Origin of the sequence: Accumulibacter sp., from assembly GCF_016789985.1 — a bacterium.
In the GTDB taxonomy this organism is placed as follows: domain Bacteria; phylum Pseudomonadota; class Gammaproteobacteria; order Burkholderiales; family Rhodocyclaceae; genus Accumulibacter.
Window position 1 is genome coordinate 1 of record NZ_JAEUOL010000053.1, and the last position, 15266, is coordinate 15266.

A 15266-nucleotide genomic window follows, 5' to 3' on the forward strand; every position below is an offset into this window, starting at 1 on the left:
GATTGGCGAGTCCCGTATCGGCGAGATGCTGGTCAGCGTCATCGATCCGGTTGCCGACTATGCCGAACTGCTCGAGTCGCTGTTCGATTTCGATCGCATTGCCACATTGCTCGCGCGTCCGGATTTCCGCATGCGCTTCGACGCCATGCACGCGGTGACCGGGCCGTACGCAAAAGCCATCCTCGAGCGTCGTCTGGGCGCCCCGGCGGGCACGGTGGTCAACGGAACTCCCTTGCCAGATTTCGCGGGTGGCCATCCCGACCCCAACCCGGTCTGGGCCGCCGACCTCGTTTCGGCACTCGCCGACCGCAGCTCCGGTCTTTCGTTCGGGGCGGCTTCGGACGGGGATGGCGATCGGAACATGATTGTCGGCCCGAATTTCGTGGTCAGTCCGAGTGACAGTCTCGCCATACTCGCCGCCAACCACGCGCTGGTGCCGGCCTACGCCGGTGGCCTCGCTGGTGTCGCCCGTTCGATGCCGACCAGCTGCGCCGTGGACCGGGTTGCCAGCGCCCTAGGGGTTCCGTGTTACGAAACGCCAACCGGCTGGAAGTACTTCGGTTCCCTGCTCGATGCGGGCAAGGCCACCCTGTGCGGCGAGGAGAGCGCCGGGACCGGTTCGAATCACGTGCGCGAGAAGGATGGCCTGTGGGCAGTCCTCTACTGGCTCAACATCCTGGCGGAACGAGGCATGTCGGCCGACAAGATCGTACGCGAGCATTGGCAGCGGTTTGGACGCAATGTCTACTCCCGTCATGATTATGAGGCCATCGAGACGGCGCATGGGGATCGCCTGATGAATGAACTGCGTGCTTGCCTGCCGCAGCTGGCTGGTTCCGAACGTTGCGGTCTGCGCATTGCGGCGGCCGATGATTTTTCCTATACCGATCCGGTCGATGGCTCACGCTCTGAACGTCAGGGCATTCGTGTCATGCTCGAAGACGGGTCACGGGTCGTTTTCCGATTGTCGGGTACCGGTACCGAGGGGGCAACGTTGCGCGTCTATCTCGAGCGATTTGTCGCCGATTCCAGCCAGCACGAAGTTCCCACGCAACAGGCGCTGGCGCCGCTGATCCGGCTGGCCGACGGGGTTGCGCAGATCGGCGCGATCACCGGCAGAAAAATCCCGAGCGTGATCAGTTAATCAAGAGTGATATCTGGTGGCCTTGCCAGATGGGATGAAGCAAGCTAGATTGGGGATAAGAAGATGGTTGACAGGAGAACCTTCCAATTGCCGCGCAAGGGAATCGCCCTTGTTCTGGCCGGCGGACGCGGCAGCCGGCTGCATGAACTGACGGATCGCCGGGCGAAGCCGGCGGTGCACTTCGGTGGCAAGTTTCGGATCATTGATTTCGCCCTGTCGAATTGCGTCAACTCGCAGTTTCGGCGTATCGGGGTGGTCACGCAGTACAAGTCGCATAGTCTCCTGCGCCATCTGCAGCGCGGCTGGAACTTCCTGCATGGCGAAGTCAACGAATTCGTTGACCTGCTGCCGGCACAGCAGCGAGTCGACGAGGAGTCCTGGTATCGGGGCACCGCCGACGCGGTCTACCAAAATATCGACATCCTCGAGACCTACCGGCCCTCGCCGGAGTTCGTGGTGATCCTTGCCGGTGACCATGTATACAAAATGAACTACGCGATGATGCTGGTCGACCACGTCGAGAGTGGGGCCGAATGCACGATCGCCTGCATCGAGGTACCCCGCAACGAGGCCACCGGTTTCGGCGTGATGGCGGTCGATGAAAACGGTCTGATCACTGATTTCGTGGAGAAACCGGCCGATCCGCCGAGCATGCCGGGCAATCCGGGCATGTCGCTGTGCAGCATGGGCGTCTACGTTTTCAACGCCAAGTACCTGTACTCCGAACTGGCGCGTGACATCGTCGATCCTTCTTCGAGCCATGACTTCGGCAAGGATATCATTCCACGCGCCGTGGCCAACCGGGTTGCCGCCGCCCATCCGTTCTCGCGCAGTTGCGTCATCGCGCCGGACGAGGAGCGCAAGGAGCATTACTGGCGTGATGTCGGGACGATCGATGCCTACTGGGATGCCAACATCGATCTGACGGCAACGGTGCCGGCGCTCAACCTGTACGACCGCAATTGGCCGGTGTGGACCTATCAGCAACAGTTACCGCCGGCGAAATTCGTGCACAACCACATGGACCGTCGGGGCAACGCGATCGAGTCCTCGGTTTCCAGCGGTTGCATCGTTTCCGGCGAAGTCAATCGGTCGATGCTCTTCTCCAACTGCCGTGTGCATTCCTATGCACGCGTCAATCTCTCTGTGATGCTCCCCGACACCACTGTCGGCAATCGTGCGAGATTGAGCCGCTGTGTGGTTGACGCCGGCTGCCAGATCCCCGCAGGAATGGTCATCGGTGAGTATCCGGAAGACGATGCCCGTCGTTTCCGACATACCGAGAACGGCGTGACGCTGGTGACACGCAAGATGCTCGAGCGGCTGGTCTGACGCGTTGCGGAGAAGAAAGTCTTGCGCGTCCTGCATGTCGCTGCCGAAATCTATCCGCTGGTCAAGACCGGCGGTCTGGCCGATGTCGTAGCGGCGCTGCCGGCCGCACTCGCCGCGCGCGGCCTCGATGTCCGCGTGCTGCTGCCAGGGATGCCGGCGATTCTCAACAGGGTTACCGAGCTCAAGCGGGTCAGCCGCTTCGGGCCGGCCTTTGGCGCAGCGGTGATCACGCTGCGTGTCGGTCGCTTGCCGGATAGTGGGCTGCTGGCTTACGTCATTGACGCGCCCTTCCTTTATCGACGTGACGGTAATCCCTATCTTGGCCCGGACGGCCGCGACTGGACCGACAACCATCGACGTTATGCCCTGCTCGGCTGGGTCGCAGCGCATCTGGCAGCAGGGGAGCTTGATCGAAACTGGCAGCCGGATGTGGTGCATGCGCATGATTGGCACGCCGGACTGGCGCCGGCCTACATTGCGCAGAATCCGGCGTTGAACACGGCAACGGTGTTTACGATTCACAATCTTGCTTTCCGCGGGCTATTTCCGCTTGATCACCACACCGACCTCGGCCTGATGATTTCAGGAGCAGACCAGAGTGCGCTCGAGTTTCATGGGCAGTTATCCTTCATGAAGGCAGCTCTCTACCATTCGAAGCGGGTCAACGCGGTCAGTCCGACCTATGCGCGCGAGATATGCACGCCCGAATTCGGCTGGGGTCTCGACGGACTGCTGCGTGACCGCGGCGGGAACCTGTCCGGGATTCTCAACGGGGTTGACTATTCAGTGTGGGATCCGGCGCGTGATCCGGCACTGGCCAGGAACTACACGACCGACAAGCTGCGCGGCAAGAAGGTCTGCAAGCTGAAGCTCCAGTCGGAGATGGGATTTGCGTTGCGTGCCAAGGCTCCGCTGGTCGCCGTGGTCAGCCGACTCACCGCGCAAAAGGGGATGGATCTCGTCCTCGGCGCGTTACCGGATCTGCTTGCCGCCGGGGCGCAACTGATGGTCATCGGCAGTGGCGAAGCGGATATTGAGGCCGCATTTCGTGCCGCTGCCAGTGCTCATCCTGACGCCGTTTCGGTGTACCTCGGTTTTGATGACGCCTTGTCGCACCGCATGATCGCCGGTGCCGACATCCTGCTCGTCCCTTCGCGTTTCGAGCCTTGTGGGCTGACCCAGCTCTACGCGCTGCGCTACGGTACCGTGCCATTGGTGCGAAGGGTCGGTGGACTGGCCGACACGGTGATCGACGCAACGCCCGACAACCTGGCGGCAGGCACCGCCAATGGTTTCGTTTTCGACGATGCCAGCAGTCGGGCGTTGGCTGGTCGAATCGGTGACGCTGTGGCGCTCTGGCGTGATACGCCCGCCTGGGTCCAGTTGCAGCGCCGAGGGATGGCGCAGGATTTCTCCTGGGCCGATTCAGCACTGCGCTATGAGGCCTTGTACCGAAGCATCTGACCGGCGCGGCTTCCCGTCGGTGGCCAGTGAGCCGCGGCGTAGGCAGTTCGGTGCGCATGCGCGAGACTTTCCAGCGCGAACGACAGGAGCCCCGGGCCTGTCGCTCGCACATGGCGGGGGATGTCCTTCCTTCCAGAAACGCGCCCAAGCAGGAGACCCTACCTAATGACTGATTCTTGCCTGATTCGACCGTTCGCCGGTCTGCGGCCGCGCAGTGCAGACGCCGCAGCCGTTGTGGCACCCCCTTACGATGTCCTGTCCAGCGAAGAAGCGCGTCAGGCCGCGAGTGGCAGGCCGCTGTCCTTCCTGCATGTCTCCAAGGCCGAGATCGACCTGCCGCCGGAAGTCGACCACTACGCGCCCGAAGTGTACGCCAGGTCGGCCGACAACTTCCGACGACTGATCGAACAGGGGGTGCTCTGCCGGGATCCTCGGGTGTGCTACTATGTCTATCGACTGGTCATGGGCGAGCACACCCAGACCGGGCTGGTGGCTGCTGCGGCTATCGCCGCTTACGACAGTAACCGCATCCGCAAGCACGAGTTCACTCGGCCCGACAAGGAAGATGACCGGGTACGCCAGATCGAGGCATTGAATGCTCAGACCGGACCGGTGTTGCTGGTACATCCCGACGATCCGGAAGCCGAGCGCCTGATCGCCAGCGCCGCCGATGGTGCTCCAATTGCCGATGTGTCGGCCAGCGACGGTATCCGACACACCCTGTGGATGATCGAGGACGCTGCCTTGATGGCGCAGATCAGCGACGTATTTGCTGCCATGCCGGCCCTTTATATCGCCGACGGTCACCATCGTTCGGCTGCCGCCTCGCGTGTCGCGGCCGGTCGCCGTCGGCAGCCGGGTGGCGCCGACGACGGTCAGTCCTTTCTCTCGGTGATCTTTCCGGCAGCCCAGATGCTGATCATGGATTACAATCGGGTATTGCGAGATTTGAACGGGCTGAGCGAAGGCGAGTTTCTCGCTGCGCTTGAGCAGCGCTACCTCGTCAGCGCGGCGGGGGAGGCGGTCAGACCGGAGCGCAGCGGCGTGTGCGGAATGTATCTGAGCGGTCAGTGGTACCGGATCGAGATCCGGCCAGGGCTGGTGCCCTTGTCCGACCCGGTGCGCAGGCTCGACGTCTCGGTGCTGACCGAACAGCTGCTCGCTCCGGTCCTGGATGTCACCGACCTTCGTCGCGACACGCGCATTGATTTTGTCGGGGGCATGCGTGGCCTCGGGGAACTCGAACGGCGGGTGAACAGCGGTGAAATGGCGGTCGCGTTTGCCATGTATCCGACGCAGATGGCAGACTTGATGGCGGTCGCCGATGCCGGGCACATCATGCCACCGAAGTCAACCTGGTTTGAACCGAAGCTGGCTGACGGCCTCGTTTCGCTGCTCCTCGATTGAGTGGGGCAGGCCGCCTGCCGTTCAACCTTGAAGAGATACGGGGCAGCCGACAACCGGGCACGGCGTCCTCCCGGCCGTTGCTCAGTGGCTCCTGATCACCGAGACCTGTGCCTTCCCTTCGCCAACTTCACCGATCACCGTCGCGTGGTCGAAGCCTTCCTGCAGGAAGATCGCCAGAACTTCGGTGACGACTTCCGGTGCGCAGGAAACAAGGAGACCACCACTGGTCTGCGGGTCGGTCAGCAGTGCACGTTCAAGGTCGCCAAGCTGCTTCTTCTGCAGGCTCACGTATTCGCCATAACTCGCCCAGTTGCGTTCGGATGCGCCCGTGATGCAGCCTTTGGCAGCGTAATCCATTGCATTGGTCAATACCGGGACGGCGGTGTAATCGATGACCGCCGAAACACCCGAAGCCTTGCAGATTACTACCAGATGACCGAGCAGACCGAAACCGGTGACATCGGTCATCGCGTGTACACCGGCCAGGCAGCCAAGCGCCCGACCCGGAGTATTGAGCTGCGTCGTCGAAGTGATCATCGCGCTGTACGATACGCCGGAGAGCAGCCCTTTCTTCAGTGCAGCGCTGAAAAAGCCGACCCCCAGCCCCTTGCCGAGAATCAGTTTGTCGCCGGGTCGCGCACCGGAATTACGCTTGAGATGGTCCGGATGCACCAGACCAATGGCGACGAGACCGTAGATGGGTTCCACCGAGTCGATGGTGTGTCCCCCGGCAATCGGAATCAGTGCCCGGCTACAGACCGACTCGCCGCCGTCAAGGATGCGCTTGATCGTCGCCAGGGGCAGCTTATTGACCGGCATGCCGACCACCGCCAAGGCCAGCAGCGGTACACCGCCCATCGCATAAACATCGGACAGCGCGTTGGTCGCCGCGATGCAGCCGAAATCGAACGGGTCGTCGACGATGGGCATGAAGAAATCGGTGGTTGCAACCAGCGCCTGCTCCTCGTTGAGCTGGTAGACTGCGGCATCGTCGCTGGTCTCGATGCCCACCAGCAACTGGCGTGGTGCCAGCACCGGCGCGGTCTTGGCGAGGATCTGTTCGAGCACGGCAGGGGCAATCTTGCAGCCGCAACCACCGCCGTGTGAGAACTGGGTCAGCCGGAGGGGTTCCTCGCTGGCGATTTCGGGAGCGGGAGGCTCGACGGTTCTTGTTTTTCTTCTCGGCATATTGTCTCCTGGCTCAGCAGGGTTAGCGTAACAGTCGCGCTAGCGACTCACGAGTCTCCCCTCGCTCGCCGGTGGGCGAGAGGCAGAGGGTGAGGCAAACGGTGATGACTTGCATCAACTGGCGTTGTGGGCAAGATAACAGCACTCACTCCTGGTCGGGACTGATGGGCGAGGGTTGCCGCGGGCTTCAAGCGGAAGTCTGCGCATCGAACCCTGCCTCCTCGATCGCATCCGACAACTCGGCGGGGCGTACCAGCAAGGGATCGCAGGTGACGACGGCCTGTCCTGCAGCCAGCGAAACCTCGACCTGTACGACGCCGGGTAGTCTACCGAGAGCGTCGCTGACGCTCTTCAGGCAGCGCTCGCAACTCATACCGGTGACATTGATCACGACCCTGTCCATACTCTGTTCCAATCATGTGCGGCGCGGGTTGTTCGCCGGCGGTTCTTGCCCTAGAGTTTACCCGGCTGCCAGCGCTTGAGAAGCAGCGAGTTCGACACCACCGACACCGAACTCAGGGCCATTGCTGCGCCAGCGATCACCGGGTTGAGCATGCCCAGCGCCGCCAAGGGGATGCCCAGAACGTTGTAGATGAAGGCGCAGAACAGATTCTGCCTGATTTTTCGCAGGGTGGCACGTGAAAGCAGGATGGCATCGGCGATCCCATGCAGATCGCTGCGCACCAGCGCCACGTCTGCCGCCTCGATCGCGGCATCCGAGCCGGCGCCCACGGCGAAGCTGACATCGGCAGCCGCCAAGGCTGGCGCATCGTTGATGCCATCACCGACCATGGCCACCACGGCGCCACTGTTCTTCAGTGCATTGACCGCCGCTGCCTTGTCTCCTGGAAGGATGCCGGCGCGGAAATCGTCGATTCCGGCTGCATCGGCAATCGCTGCCGCGGTGGCCGCGTGATCGCCGGTCAGCATCACCATCCTGACGCCCAGTGCCTTGAGTCTTGAAATTGCTGCCGGCGAACTTTCGCGCAACGGGTCGGTGATTGCCAGGAGAGCCAGCACTACCCCGCCGGACCGCAGGTTGGTGTCGTCGTCGGCGACCTTGGATGGGTCGCCTTCGGCGAGAATCACCACGGTCTTGCCGGCGTTTTGCAGACTTTCGATCAGTTCATTCGGCAGGGCAAGGTGCGAAAACTCATTCGGTGCACCCAGGCGCAGCCAACGGCCGGCAACCCGGCCCTCGACACCTCGACCGGGGATGGCACGAAAATCTTCCAGTGCCGGCAGGATCATGCCGGTGGCCTGGGCATGCTGCAGGATGGCGCGTGCCAACGGATGCTCGGATCCCTGTTCGAGGCCAGCAGCGAGGATCAACGCTTCGTCGGCTGGCGTGGCCAGGGGCAGCAGATCGGTCAGTTCCGGCTCGCCACGCGTCAGAGTTCCGGTCTTGTCCACTGCCAGAACGTTGATCCTCTCCGCACGTTGCAGGGCCTCGGCATTCTTGATCAGGATGCCGGCTTTGGCACCCTCTCCGCTGGCGACCATGATGGCCGTCGGCGTCGCCAGTCCCAAAGCACAGGGACAGGCAATCACCAGCACGGCCACTGCATTGACCAATGCGGTGCTGAACACTCCGCCATGCAGCCACCAGGCGAGCAGGGTACCGAGTGCGACGAGGCAGACAATCGGCACGAAGACTGCCGAAATGCGATCGGCCAGGCGTTGCACCGGAGCTTTCGAACCTTGCGCTGTGGCAACCATGCGGATGATCCCGGCCAGTAAGGTGTGCTCGCCGACCCCGGTGGCGCGACAGCGCAGCATGCCTTCGCCGTTGATGGTCGCGGCGAACACCCGCTCCCCCCGTTGCTTGGTGACGGGCATGCTTTCGCCGGTGAGCAGGGCCTCGCCAACGCTGGACGAACCATCGATCACTTCACCGTCGACCGGTACGCTCTCGCCCGGGCGGACGATGAAGATATCGCCCGGCACCAGCAGGCTGGTATCGAGTTCGATCAGCGTGCCGTCGCGTTCAACGCGCGCCGTCCTCGGTTGCAGACGGACGAGCGCCTCGATTGCTTCACTGGCCTTCGCCTTGGCGCGTGCCTCGAGCAGCTTGCCGAGCAGCACGAGGGTGATCACGGCGGCCGATGCCTCGAAGTAGACATGCAGATGGGCCGCCCCCGACACGGTGACGAACAGACTGAAGGTGTAGGCCATCGTCGTGCCGAGGGCGACCAGCACGTCCATGTTGGCACCGCCGCCGCGCAGGGATTTCCAGGTTCCTTCGTAAAAACGCCAACCGAACCAGAACTGCACGGGGGTTGCCAGGAAGAGCTGGAGCCAGCGAGGAAGGAGGTCCTGGTGATGGCTGACGCCGACATCGAACATGGTCAGCATCTGAGCGGCCAGTGGTAAGGTCAGCGCGGCGGCGATCCAGAAGTGCTGCAATTCGGCCTGCTGACTGGCGATCCTTGCCGCCCGCTCGGCGTCGCGCGTGCAGTCATCGGCTAGGTGAGCGCTGAACCCGGCATGTTCGATGGTGGCGACCAGATCTGCTGGCGCAACGATTCCCGGCAAATAGCGCACGGTGGCTCGCTCGGTTGCCAGGTTGACCACTGCCTCGACGCCGGGGGCGCGGTTGAGCAGCTTCTCGATACGCGTCGAGCAGGCGGCGCAGCTCATGCCGGCGATCGTCAGTTCCAGGTGGCGCGGTGGTACGTGGAAGCCGGCCTTCTCGATGGCGGCAAGCACCTGCACGGCCGTCGTTACTGGTGTCGAGAGTTCGACCAGGGCATGCTCGGTCGCCAGATTGACACTGGCCGTCACTCCTGGCAAGCGATTCAGCACCTTTTCGAGGCGTGTCGCACAGGCGGCACAACTCATCCCGCTGATCGGCAGATCAAGTCTCGTCAGTCTTCCCGGCGGGTCGCTCATCGCGCTTGAGGTGCCTATCCGCACGCTGGGCCTGCTGCCTGATTCGCCGGCCACATGGCTAGATGGAATGAACCTGGCGCAGCAGGCCCGGCAGGCCAAGCAGTCCCCAGACGCCAAAACCGAGGACGACCAGACCACCGGCCAGACGGGTCGAGGCACGGCCGGCATGGGCGCGCAGGCGGGCGGCAAGGAAGCCGGCGAGCAGCAGGTTGGGCAAGGTGCCCAGACCGAAAGCCAACATCAGGCCGGCACCCTGCCAGGCTGAGCCACTGCTCAGCGCCGTCACCAGCGCGCTGTAGACCAGACCGCAAGGGAGCCAGCCCCACAGCAGACCGAGCGGAAAAGCCTGTAGCGCGGTGCGTGCCGGGAGGTAGCGCCGGGTCAGTGGTTGCAGATGTCGCCAAAGTTTCTGGCCAAGGCGCTCGGTGAAGGCCAGCGCACCAGTGAGGCCCATCAGGTACAGACCCAAGGCGATCAGCATCAGGTTGGCCAGCAGGTAGAGGAGGCTGCGCAGGGGTAGCTGTCCGGCCAACGCGATGCCTGCCTCACCCACCGCGCCGGCGATGGCGCCGGCCATCCCGTAACTGAGGATCCGCCCGCTGTTGTAGGCCAGCAGCAGGTTCAGGCGTGGTGGGGTGCCCATCGACAGAGCGCCGACAATGCCGCCGCACATGCCGATACAATGGGTGCCGCCAAGCAGTCCGACCAGCAACAGGGCGAGAAAACTCGATTCGGGCATGGGCAACAGGCAGCAGCATCGGGAGAGGGAGCGCCGATTCTACTCCTTCCGCACCCGGACACGGTTGTCCGGTCTCAGATCACTTTCGAGTAGCGGGTGCGCTGCCGGTCGGCACGCAGGTACTTGTCAAAAACCATCGATATCGCACGCACCAGCATGCGGCCGCGTGGCAGGACGGTAATCCACTTGTCGTCGACCCGAACCAGGCCAGCGTCGACCATCTCGCCGAGTTCCTCCAGTTCTGTGGCGAAATACTTCCGGAAGTCGATCAGATGCGCGATTTCGATCGACTCGATCGACAATTCGAAATGGCACATCAGCGACTGGATGATCGAGCGGCGCAGGAGATCATCCGCGTTGAGTTCGATACCCCGGTAGACCGGCAGGGTGGCACTGTCCAGCAGGTCATAATATTCGTCCAGCGTCTTCACGTTCTGGCAATAGGTCGGGCCAACCTTGCTGATCGACGAGATGCCGAAAGCCATTAGATCGCAGTCGGAATGCGTCGAATAGCCCTGGAAGTTGCGGTGCAAACGACCCTGCCTTTGCGCAATGGCCAGTTCATCATCCGGCTTCGCGAAATGGTCCATGCCGATGAAGACATAGCCGGCTTCGGTCATGCGTTCGATGGCCAGGGCAAGAATCTGCAACCGGGCATCGGCGGAGGGCATGTCCGATTCGAGAATGCGGCGCTGTGGCTTGAACAGACTGGGCAGGTGGGCGTAGTTGTAGATCGAGACGCGGTCCGGGTTGGCGTCAATCACGCGGTCCAGCGTGCGGTCGAAGCCTGCCACCGTCTGCTTCGGCAAACCGTAGATCAGGTCGACGCTGACCGACTTGAAGCCGGTCGCACGCGCCCCTTCGATCACTGCGCAGGTTTCCTTCTCGCTCTGGATGCGATTCACCGCTTGCTGGACGCTTGCGTCGAAGTCCTGCACACCGATACTCATGCGATTGAAGCCGAGTTCGCCGAGCAATTCGACGGTTGTCCGATCGACCTTGCGTGGATCGACCTCGATGGAATACTCACCGCCCTCGATCAGTTTGAAATGGCTGCGGGTCGCGGCCATCAACTGGCGCATTTCGTCGTGCGACAGGAAAGTGGGCGTTCCGCCGCCCCAATGTAGTTGCGCCACTTCCTGATCTCCACCATCGAGATAGCTGCTCTGCAGAGCCAGTTCGCGGGCCAGGTATTTCAGATACTTGGCGGAACGACCGTGATCCTTGGTGATGATCTTGTTGCAGGCGCAGTAGTAGCAGATGGTGTTACAGAATGGAATGTGGAAGTACAATGACAATCGGCGGCTGACGGCACCGATATTGCGTTTGCCTAGCCAGAGTCTGGATGCATCCGAGCCGAAGGCCTCGACGAAGCGATCCGCTGTCGGATACGACGTGTAGCGGGGGCCGTTGACGTCGAAGCGGCGGATGATCTGTGGATCGAAAATCAGGTTGCCAGCGATGGATCTCATCTGCCCACTGCAATGTTGGTTGTCGGCATTATCGGACGGCAAGGAAGGACCGGGGTTGACGTGGATCAAACGCAGGGATAAGCGAAAAGTGAGCTGACATGTCCACCGATGCTGCGACGGCGAGGCTTGCCTTTGAAGTGGTCAAGACCGCCTGTTCCAATTGCAATCTGCGCGAGCTGTGCTTGCCGATTGGTCTCGATCCGGACGAACTGAAGAAACTGGATGAGCTGGTTTCGACGCGCAGGCGTCTCAAACGCGGAGACTTCCTATATCGAGCGGGGCAGCCCTTCGAGTCGATCTACGCGGTGCGCAGCGGTTTTTTCAAGACCGACGTGATGATCGAGGATGGCCGTGATCAGGTGACGGGCTTTCAGATGGCCGGCGAACTGCTCGGTCTCGACGGCATCAGTAGCGAGGTGCACAGCTGTAACGCCATCGCCCTGGAGGACAGCGAAGTCTGCGCCATTCCCTTCTCGCATCTGGAGAGCCTGTCGCGACAGGTGCATATGCTGCAGCATCATTTCCACAAGGTGATGAGCCGCGAAATCGTGCGCGACCACGGCGTGATGATGCTGCTCGGGACGATGCGTGCGGAAGAGCGTCTGGCCGCGTTCTTGCTCAATCTCTCGCAGCGCTTCAAGGCCCGGGGTTACTCGCCGGCCGAGTTCAACCTGCGCATGTCGCGCGACGAAATCGGCAGCTACCTGGGCCTCAAGCTGGAAACGGTCAGTCGCGCCTTTTCGCGCTTTCAGGAGGAAGGTCTGCTCGCGGTAAACCAGCGAAAAGTCCGGATTCTCAACACTGCAGGACTGCGCAAGCTGATGACGCACCAGCGCAGCTAGCAAGCGGCAGGCGTGCCAGGGTTTCAGACGAGACTGGCAAGAAAGCCCAGCCGGTTGCGGTTCAACGCGACGGAGACGATCCAGGCGAAGGCGAGCAGCGCAGCGACCAAGTAGGCAGCCCGCTGCGGCTTGCTGCGTGCACGCTTGAGGGCCATGCTTCCACAGCCGATATAGATCAGCAGACCGAGCAGCTTGGCGGTCAGCCAGTCGGTGCTGAAGGGATACTGGGCGCTGATCACCGCCATGGCGATCGCGCTGCCCAGCAGGACAGTGTCGACGACATGCGGCAGGATGCGGACGATCGGCTGTTGCAGCCAGCGCGAATCGGCCAGCATCAGGAGGCCACGCAGCAGGAAGCCCGTGCCGCTGAGCACGACGCAGCCGATGTGCAGGTGTTTGAGGATCAGGTAGCTCATGGCGCGGCCTGTCGGAGGGCGGCGCTGGAAGTCTTGAGCTTGATCTGGCGACGATGCTGTTGATAGAAGGCGACGGCCCCCAGCAGGTTGCGCAGCAGCAGGCCGTTGGCCAGGACCAGCGCGACTCCCGCCAGATGAGCAAACCAGTCGGGCCGGATCACGGCGGCCAGCAGCAAGGCCAGCGCCGCGAAATGGGTCTGCATTTGTCGTTCGATCTGCTGAGCGGCGATGACCTTGTTCATGGTCGGTGCGACAACCTGTCCACCGCCCAGGTTCTGTAGGTGCAGCCAGACGAGAAAAGGAACGATCTTGTAGAGCATTCCGATCATCACCGACATCAGGCTGCCAAACAGTGCCAGGACGCCGCACAGCAGTGGCCACTCCCGACTCTCGGCCAGTGCCGGCAGGCTGGTGCCGGCCAGCGACAAGGCGCAGGCAGCCAGCGCGCAGAGCATGGCCACTCGCCAGTAGTGCTGTGTGGCATCGAAGCGGGCCCGTTTGCTGCGCCGCTGCACATGCAGCGTGAGGACGGCAAAAACGCCGACGGTCATGACCAGAACAGCGGTCAGCAGGGCGGCAAGGCCTGGCCAGCCGGCAGCATGGGCCAAACTCCAGAAGGACAGGACAAGCGGTAGCGACCACGGGAAGATACTGGCAAAGCGGGGCGGGTAGGGCGGGGTCATCTGGAACATCGGCACGACAACCAGAGCGACGGCAAAGAGCAGGACGGCGCTCCAGCCAACGAAACCCCAGCCGATGTGAATGGTGGTGAGTTGCAGGAGCGGCAGCGGCAGAGCGATCGATCCGTCTACCGCGATAGCCAGCAGGATGCCGAGCCCGGCGGTAATGATCAGACCCGTCAGCGCCAGCTTGAGGCCCAGGATGGTCGGATTGATCGACGGCACTCCGTGCAGGGCATGGCCGGCTGCGGCGAGAAAAAGTGCCAGTCCGAATCCCAAAGCCAGCGCTGCCAGCCTGAACCATAGGGGATCGAAGGTCAGCAAGCCGGTTGCCAGCAGCAGTGCACCGGGAACGATCGTCGCGTGCACCAATCTTGCCACACCCAATGATCGAATCATGTTCGCCCCGGCGACCACCGGCAGGATCTGGATCATGGCACCGAGCATGACCTGCAACATGAAGCCGACAGTGATCAGATGGGTGACCGCCAGCGCCGCCGGTGTCCAGCGTGAGGCGAGCAGTTCCGGCCCGCTCCACAGCAACAGCACACCGGCGAGCATGGCGAACAGCGGTGCCGTGAGGAAAAAGCGGAAGGGCGCCGAGAATGGTGGCGCCTGGTCGAAGGACAGCAGAGCCTGCATTACTGCCGCTGGTGCTGGATCAGGACCTCCACGGTTCCGTCAGGCTGTCGCTCCGTTTGCCAGCGGAAGCCGTTGAGTTCGAGCGCCCGGTAGAGTGGAAAGGGCTCGCGCGGCAGGAGGACCAGAAGCCTTTCGGTCTCGCCGAGCTGGTCGAGCGCCGCCATGGTGCGCACCATCGGTTCGGGTGGCTCAAGGCCACGGGCGTCGACTACGATGTCGGCCGCCTGCCGTGTCATGCGCCTTCCTCCGGTCGGGCCGCGAGTTCCTGCTGCAGTTCGGACAGCAGCACGGCGACCTGGGCTGCCAGATGCTGGTCGCACATCGGGTAGAGGACGTTCTCTTCCTTGACGTTGTGCTGCTGCAGCATGATCAACAGCGTTTCGGCGTTGCCGGCATAGTCGTCGGCCTCCTCTTCGGCCAGAGCCGATTCCACCGCCGCCAGCAGTTGCCGCATCTGGGCGTGCTCGGCACGCATCACCTGCGTGGGCCCGCGATACATGCCGGTGCCACGTTCGAACGCCTGGAAAAGGATCGATTCTTCGGCCGCGAAATGCTGCAGCATGCTGGTCCGAAACGGCAGGAATGCGCGGCGCGCCTGCTCCCAGGAGAGTTTGGCCACGGCGTGCTCGACTGCGACAAGCAGTTCGTCGCAGGAGCGATGGTCTTTGGACATGAAATCGGTGATGGTGGTCATGATGAATCTCGCTGGGTCAAGGCTGTGATTGTCGGCCCGCACGTGTTTGTCAATGTTGATCCGCATCAAGAAATCCCGTTGGTGAAGCTTACGGACGGGTGGGGCAAAGTGTCGCATTGTGCGGCGGGAGGCTGTTGAACCAAAGCGCTGCGTGCTGGCGCAGGCGCCCCAGCGCCCTGGTCCTTCCTTTGTATCTTCCCGGATCATGAAATGAATGTTGATGATACGCTGTGAAGCTCGTGGGCAGCCGCCGACCTGTGGGTCGATTCACCGCAGAGGCCTGGTCGGTCGTCGGTCTTCGGGTATTCTCAGGAATCCGGGGGCAACGTGCAACGTGAACAGCGGGCCGATCCG

The 15266-nt window shown here is 62.5% G+C and carries 14 protein-coding genes; 5 read left to right on the plus strand and 9 right to left on the minus strand.

All coding sequences use genetic code 11. The features are described 5' to 3' along the window. From JNK99_RS02990 to JNK99_RS03005, 4 genes are all read left to right on the plus strand, one after another. On the plus strand, positions 1 to 1144 hold a 1144-nt coding region (locus JNK99_RS02990), incomplete at its 5' end, for an alpha-D-glucose phosphate-specific phosphoglucomutase (protein WP_291848403.1). Positions 1145 to 1207: 63 nt separating this feature from the next. Next, positions 1208 to 2476: a glucose-1-phosphate adenylyltransferase gene (gene glgC / locus JNK99_RS02995; protein WP_291848404.1), complete on the plus strand. Its 1269-nt coding sequence runs from the start codon at positions 1208 to 1210 to the stop codon at positions 2474 to 2476. Positions 2477 to 2497: 21 nt separating this feature from the next. After that, complete coding sequence (gene glgA, locus JNK99_RS03000) at positions 2498 to 3940, plus strand: glycogen synthase GlgA (protein WP_291848407.1); 1443 nt, start codon at positions 2498 to 2500, stop codon at positions 3938 to 3940. 165 nt (positions 3941 to 4105) lie between these two features. Beyond that, positions 4106 to 5347 (plus strand): DUF1015 family protein, encoded by a 1242-nt coding sequence (locus JNK99_RS03005; protein WP_291848411.1) that lies wholly within the window; start codon positions 4106 to 4108, stop codon positions 5345 to 5347. A gap of 81 nt (positions 5348 to 5428) precedes the next feature. Here the strand turns inward: JNK99_RS03005 and selD are convergent, their stop codons facing one another. The 5 genes from selD to hemN form a co-directional block, all read right to left on the minus strand. After that, positions 5429 to 6535, minus strand: a complete 1107-nt coding sequence (gene selD / locus JNK99_RS03010; RefSeq protein ID WP_291848414.1) for a selenide, water dikinase SelD — start codon at positions 6533 to 6535, stop codon at positions 5429 to 5431. Positions 6536 to 6722: 187 nt separating this feature from the next. Further along, complete coding sequence (locus JNK99_RS03015; RefSeq protein ID WP_291848417.1) at positions 6723 to 6938, minus strand: heavy-metal-associated domain-containing protein; 216 nt, start codon at positions 6936 to 6938, stop codon at positions 6723 to 6725. Positions 6939 to 6988: 50 nt separating this feature from the next. Continuing rightward, complete coding sequence (locus tag JNK99_RS03020) at positions 6989 to 9427, minus strand: heavy metal translocating P-type ATPase (protein WP_291848420.1); 2439 nt, start codon at positions 9425 to 9427, stop codon at positions 6989 to 6991. A gap of 58 nt (positions 9428 to 9485) precedes the next feature. Then, entirely contained in the window at positions 9486 to 10166 is a 681-nt protein-coding gene (locus tag JNK99_RS03025; protein ID WP_291848422.1) for a sulfite exporter TauE/SafE family protein, read from the minus strand. A 74-nt stretch (positions 10167 to 10240) separates the two neighbouring features. Next, complete coding sequence (gene hemN / locus JNK99_RS03030; RefSeq protein WP_291848425.1) at positions 10241 to 11638, minus strand: oxygen-independent coproporphyrinogen III oxidase; 1398 nt, start codon at positions 11636 to 11638, stop codon at positions 10241 to 10243. Positions 11639 to 11736: 98 nt separating this feature from the next. On the opposite strand from hemN, the gene fnr reads away from it, so the two are divergent. Then, positions 11737 to 12480 (plus strand): fumarate/nitrate reduction transcriptional regulator Fnr, encoded by a 744-nt coding sequence (gene fnr, locus JNK99_RS03035; RefSeq protein WP_291848428.1) that lies wholly within the window; start codon positions 11737 to 11739, stop codon positions 12478 to 12480. Between the two features lie 23 nt (positions 12481 to 12503). On the opposite strand, the gene JNK99_RS03040 is transcribed toward fnr, so the two are convergent. The 4 genes from JNK99_RS03040 to JNK99_RS03055 are packed head-to-tail and all read right to left on the minus strand — an operon-like array spanning position 12504 to position 14978. Then, positions 12504 to 12896: a SirB2 family protein gene (locus tag JNK99_RS03040; protein ID WP_291848431.1), complete on the minus strand. Its 393-nt coding sequence runs from the start codon at positions 12894 to 12896 to the stop codon at positions 12504 to 12506. Continuing rightward, positions 12893 to 14218, minus strand: coding sequence for a hypothetical protein (locus JNK99_RS03045; RefSeq protein ID WP_291848434.1), 1326 nt, complete (start codon positions 14216 to 14218; stop codon positions 12893 to 12895). The genes JNK99_RS03040 and JNK99_RS03045 overlap by 4 nt, the downstream gene beginning before the upstream one ends. Further along, positions 14218 to 14454 carry a DUF2249 domain-containing protein gene (locus JNK99_RS03050; RefSeq protein WP_291848437.1) on the minus strand — a complete coding sequence of 79 codons (237 nt, stop codon included), beginning with the start codon at positions 14452 to 14454 and terminating at the stop codon, positions 14218 to 14220. The genes JNK99_RS03045 and JNK99_RS03050 overlap by 1 nt, the downstream gene beginning before the upstream one ends. Next, entirely contained in the window at positions 14451 to 14978 is a 528-nt protein-coding gene (locus JNK99_RS03055; RefSeq protein WP_366518697.1) for a hemerythrin domain-containing protein, read from the minus strand. The genes JNK99_RS03050 and JNK99_RS03055 overlap by 4 nt, the downstream gene beginning before the upstream one ends. Positions 14979 to 15266: the final 288 nt, after the last annotated feature.

Coding starts and splice junctions, on each gene's coding strand:
- glgC (WP_291848404.1), top strand. CDS start 1,208: ATGGTTGACAGGAGAACCTTCCAATTGCCGCGCAAGGGAATCGCCCTT.
- JNK99_RS03005 (WP_291848411.1), top strand. CDS start 4,106: ATGACTGATTCTTGCCTGATTCGACCGTTCGCCGGTCTGCGGCCGCGC.
- selD (WP_291848414.1), bottom strand. CDS start 6,535: ATGCCGAGAAGAAAAACAAGAACCGTCGAGCCTCCCGCTCCCGAAATC.
- JNK99_RS03015 (WP_291848417.1), bottom strand. CDS start 6,938: ATGGACAGGGTCGTGATCAATGTCACCGGTATGAGTTGCGAGCGCTGC.
- JNK99_RS03020 (WP_291848420.1), bottom strand. CDS start 9,427: ATGAGCGACCCGCCGGGAAGACTGACGAGACTTGATCTGCCGATCAGC.
- JNK99_RS03025 (WP_291848422.1), bottom strand. CDS start 10,166: ATGCCCGAATCGAGTTTTCTCGCCCTGTTGCTGGTCGGACTGCTTGGC.
- hemN (WP_291848425.1), bottom strand. CDS start 11,638: ATGAGATCCATCGCTGGCAACCTGATTTTCGATCCACAGATCATCCGC.
- fnr (WP_291848428.1), top strand. CDS start 11,737: ATGTCCACCGATGCTGCGACGGCGAGGCTTGCCTTTGAAGTGGTCAAG.
- JNK99_RS03040 (WP_291848431.1), bottom strand. CDS start 12,896: ATGAGCTACCTGATCCTCAAACACCTGCACATCGGCTGCGTCGTGCTC.
- JNK99_RS03045 (WP_291848434.1), bottom strand. CDS start 14,218: ATGCAGGCTCTGCTGTCCTTCGACCAGGCGCCACCATTCTCGGCGCCC.
- JNK99_RS03050 (WP_291848437.1), bottom strand. CDS start 14,454: ATGACACGGCAGGCGGCCGACATCGTAGTCGACGCCCGTGGCCTTGAG.
- JNK99_RS03055 (WP_366518697.1), bottom strand. CDS start 14,978: ATGCGGATCAACATTGACAAACACGTGCGGGCCGACAATCACAGCCTT.